We start from the raw sequence: 307 nt of genomic DNA, 5'->3' as shown, positions 1-307 counted from the left end.
TCCCCGTGAGGGTGAGGTCGTGTTGAACGACTCGTATCGGGAGATGGCTGCGCACTACTCGGCTGCGGTGCTGCCGGGCCGGGTGAGGAAGCCCAAGGACAAGGCCTCAGTCGAGAACACCGTGGCCCATGTCGCGACCTGGGTGATCGCCGCCCTCAGGGACGAGGTGTTCACGTCGCTGCCGGAGCTGGCCGCAGCGATCGAGGTCCGGGTCGCGGCTTACAACACCACACCGTTCCAGAAGCGTCCCGGGTCCCGACACAGCGTGTTCGTCTCGGAGGAGCAGCCGCTGCTGAGGCCGTTGCCG

Annotated in this window: 1 pseudogene; it reads left to right on the top strand. The window is 67.1% G+C overall.

What is annotated here, in order from left to right:
- Nucleotides 1-307: pseudogene (locus FOJ82_RS16035) on the top strand (IS21 family transposase); the annotation flags it as partial.

The organism is Tessaracoccus rhinocerotis (assembly GCF_007197885.1).
GTDB classification, from domain to species: domain Bacteria; phylum Actinomycetota; class Actinomycetes; order Propionibacteriales; family Propionibacteriaceae; genus Arachnia; species Arachnia rhinocerotis.
The sequence above is the reverse complement of the archived record's forward strand: the minus strand, read 5'-3'. Positions and strand labels throughout refer to the sequence as shown.